This window comes from Gammaproteobacteria bacterium, from assembly GCA_027296625.1.
Lineage (GTDB): Bacteria > Pseudomonadota > Gammaproteobacteria > JAKEHO01 > JAKEHO01 > JAKEHO01.
The window spans coordinates 1-3,913 of record JAPUIX010000015.1 but is presented as its reverse complement, the minus strand read 5'-3'; the positions used below and the strand labels follow the sequence as shown (position 1 = coordinate 3,913).

Below are 3,913 nucleotides of genomic sequence, written 5' to 3'. Positions count from 1 at the left end.
ACGCCACGCTGGCTGAACATGACGTTGTAGTTCAACTCCTGACTCAGACCTTCCCAAAGCTGTAACGATTTCTCATACAGCAGTGATGATTCTGTCCACAGATAATTGGAGCGCACGATGGTCGTATTACGGCCTGTGTTACCGCCGCCGATCCAACCCTTCTCAAGCACCGCGATATTTCGCACGCCGTGCTCTTTCGCCAGATAGTAGGCCGTTGCCAGGCCGTGACCGCCGCCACCGACGATCAGCACAGCGTATTTTCGCTTCGGCTCGGGGCTGCGCCACGCGCGTTGCCAGTTGCGGTTGTAGCCCATGGCATTGCGCAGCAGACTATATGCTGAGTACTTCTTCATTCAGTTGCGTTTACCGGTCCATAATCTGCTTGTTGCGCCAAGCCCCACTCGCTTTAGTCATTTGCTCCGTTGACATCTCTTAGTCGCTCGTTTTTGGGGTCAAATGGACTGTCCGGCACCACAACAGCCTCAAAGGTCTTGCCTAGAATGTCGATTTCCAACTCTGTGCCGAGCCCGGAATATTCCGGCTGCACCATCCCGAGGGCCAACGACTTGTTGACGCGGAAACCAAAACCGCCGCCAGTCGCACGACCTATAAGCTCGCCGTCCCTCAGGAGTGCATTGTTGCCAAGTGCGTCAGCATCTTCCACGCCCCTCACTTCCAGCGTTACCAGCAAGTTTTTCAGGCCAGTTTTTTGTGACTCGAGTAAACCATCACGCCCGAGAAAATCTCCTTTGTCAGGTTGGATGAATCGGTCCATAGCCGACTCGTATGCGGAATATTCAGTGGACAGTTCCGTTCCAACCATACGGTAGGACTTCTCGATCCTCATCGAGTCCATTGCCCGGATGCCAAAGGGCTTTAAGCCGAGATCTTCGCCGGCAGCAAACAGCGCATCGAAGATATGATTCTGATATTCAAGCCCGTGATGGAGTTCCCAGCCCAACTCGCCAACGTAATTTATGCGCAGTGCATTCACGGGTGCCATACCGACAACAATATTTTGTGCTGTTAGCCAGCGGAACGCCTCGTTGGAAAAATCTGCCCGTGACACCCGTTGCAACAATTCTCTGGATTTAGGACCCGCGATGACCAATACACCATTAGCCCCTGTTAGCTGTGTGAATCGAACCGAGCCTGATTTCGGCATATGTTTTTGCAGGTAATCATGGTCGAGGCGTTGCAGTCCGCCAGCCGACACAAGATAAAAAGAGTCATCTGACTCGCGCAAGATCGTAAACTCGGAGTGCACACCACCGCTTTTATTCAGCGCGTGGCAAAGCCCGATACCACCGACTTTTTTCGGCAGACGATTCGCGACAAAGTAGTCCAGAAACGACTCTGCCCCGGGTCCTGATATGCGGCACTTAGCGAACGCGGTCATGTCGAGTAAACCGACATTTGCGGTGACATTCGCAATCTCTCTACCGATGGCAGCAAACCACTTCGAACGGCGGAACGACCAGTCATCTTCCTGCACCATACCGTCGGTCGCAAACCAGTTAGCGCGTTCCCAGCCAAACTTCTGCCCGAAAACTGCGCCCATGTTTTTCAAACGCTCATAACAAGGTGCCGTTCGCAGCGGGCGTGCCGCCGGACGCTCCTCGTCCGGGTAATGAATAACGAAAACATGCGCATACGTTTCTTCATTCTTCTCGATGAGATAACTCTTGGTCGCATAGTCGCCAAAACGCCGCGGTTCGACGCCGAGCATGTCAATCGTTGGCTCGCCCTCAACAATCCACTCTGCCAGTTGCCAGCCTGCGCCACCGGCAGCTGTGATGCCAAAGCTGTGTCCTTCATTCAACCAGAAATTATCGAGACCCCAGGCCGGCCCTATGATCGGATTGCCATCCGGTGTGTAAGCGATCGCCCCGTTGTATACCTTCTTCATACCCACTTCGGCAAACGCCGGCACCCGTGCCATGGCCGCTTCAATGTGCGGAACAAGCCGGTCAATATCTTCCTGGAACAACTCGCATTCGGCCCGCGGATCGGGGCCATCGGTATAACAACACGGAGCGCCTTTTTCATACGGCCCGAGGAGAAATCCGCCGCTTTCCTCGCGCAGATACCAGGAACCATCCGACTCACGCAACACAGCCATTTCCGGCTCGCCATTCTCACGGCGCTTAACCAGCTCCGGATGTGGCTCAGTGACGATGTATTGGTGCTCAACAGGGATGACCGGGAGATCGAGACCCACCATTTCGCCGGTTTGCCGCGCATAATTGCCGGTCGCCGAAATGATGTGCTCGCAGCTGATATCGCCACTTGCCGTCTTAACCAGCCAGTTTCCCGATGACGATTGCTCGATGGCTAATACAGATGTGTTGCGATAGATCGTCGCCCCACGTGTACGCGCCCCTTTGGCCAGCGCCTGAGTCAGGTCTGCAGGCTGGATATAACCATCGTCAGGATGGAAAATTCCGCCCACAAGACCCTCAATGTTACACATTGGCCAGAGCTTTTTTATCTCGCCAGGCGTCAGGAACTGAAAGTCGATTCCTATCGTTCTTGCCGTGGCCGCATACTGATAGTACTCATCCATGCGGTCCTGGTTCATCGCCAGGCGCAGATTGCCAACCTGACTGAAGCCGACCGGTTGACCCGTCTCCTGTTCAAGCTCCTGATACAATTTAACGGAATATTTGTGAATCTGACCGACGCTGTAACTCATATTAAACAGCGGCAGCAGCCCGGCGGCATGCCACGTGGAACCCGAGGTAAGCTCCGCTTTTTCCACTAGAACAACGTCGTCTCCCCAGCCTTTCTTAGCCAGGTGATAGAGTGCGCTCACCCCAACTACACCACCGCCAATTACAACGACACGGACCTCTGACTTCATTGCGACACTTCCTGATATTGTTCATTTCGCCCGTTTTAGAAAAATTCCCCTGGTTCTCTCGCAAAAAGTTCGTGAACCAGTGGCGCAAAGTGCTCCAGTGGGCGCGTATCGTACGCTGTGTCGAAAGACGGCTGATCCCAACGAGCGCAGAACTCAACGCAGGCCTGGTAATATTCATGGTCGTGGTATTTTTCGCGCGCGTTGGGGTCCTGCTCGATGTATTGAAACCAGTAATATCCTTGAAACAGGCCGTGGTGTTCGATGATCCAGTGGTTCTTCTCGCTGATGTAGGGAGCCAGAAGCGCAGCTGCTACCTGAGAATGATTGGCCGGCGCGAGGAAATCGCCAATATCGTGCAGCAAAGCACAAGCTATGGTTTCGTCATCCGCACCATCTTGCTCCGCGCGTGTTGCGGTTTGCAGGCAATGATCGAGGCGGCTGATCTGATAAGGCGAGTCACCATCCATCGCCTGCAACCAGGCAAGTACGCGAACAGCCTGCATCTCGACAAACTTCGCGTGATGAGCATTGACGACGTCGTAATCGGACTGCGTCCCGCGCTCCATTGCAGTAAAAAGAACTTTCTCAGTCATAATGCGAGAAGATCACAACTTTCTTCCCATGGTTGATAAACCGGTGCCTGGCGCTTCTGGTTGCTTGAAAGGTGTGGGTACGGTTTCCGCCCAGACCGGTTCCTTGGCATATTGATCATCCAGTTTTACCTGTAATTCGGTGCCATCTTCGGTGAGATCTACGGGCAGCATTGCATAACCTATATTGCACCCCATTGCCGGGGAATAGAAGGCAGAGGTAACATAGCCAACAACTTCATTATCATAAAACACATTATAAAAATCGGCCGGATACCAGTCAATCGCCTCGCCGCCCATTTTAATACCCGCCAACTTATGCGTGACGCCTTTGTCCTTGATCTCTTGTAGTGCACGCTTTCCGATGAAATTTTCTTTTGAAAAATCTACTTGCCAGCCCAGACCACATTGATATGGATTGGTTTCAAAATCCATATCCTGACCCCAGGACAGAATGCCA

General features: G+C 53.1%; 4 protein-coding genes. All 4 read right to left on the bottom strand.

Annotated elements, in window-relative coordinates; genetic code table 11:
* A partial coding sequence (locus tag O6944_00765; GenBank protein ID MCZ6717685.1) for an FAD-dependent oxidoreductase occupies positions 1-353 on the bottom strand: 353 nt, incomplete at its 3' end.
* 53 nt (positions 354-406) lie between these two features.
* On the bottom strand, positions 407-2,863 hold the full coding sequence (locus tag O6944_00760) for an FAD-dependent oxidoreductase (GenBank protein MCZ6717684.1): 2,457 nt from the start codon (positions 2,861-2,863) through the stop codon (positions 407-409).
* Positions 2,864-2,898: 35 nt separating this feature from the next.
* On the bottom strand, positions 2,899-3,456 hold the full coding sequence (locus O6944_00755) for an HD domain-containing protein (protein ID MCZ6717683.1): 558 nt from the start codon (positions 3,454-3,456) through the stop codon (positions 2,899-2,901).
* Between the two features lie 12 nt (positions 3,457-3,468).
* On the bottom strand, positions 3,469-3,913 hold a 445-nt coding region (locus O6944_00750), incomplete at its 5' end, for an aminomethyl transferase family protein (protein MCZ6717682.1).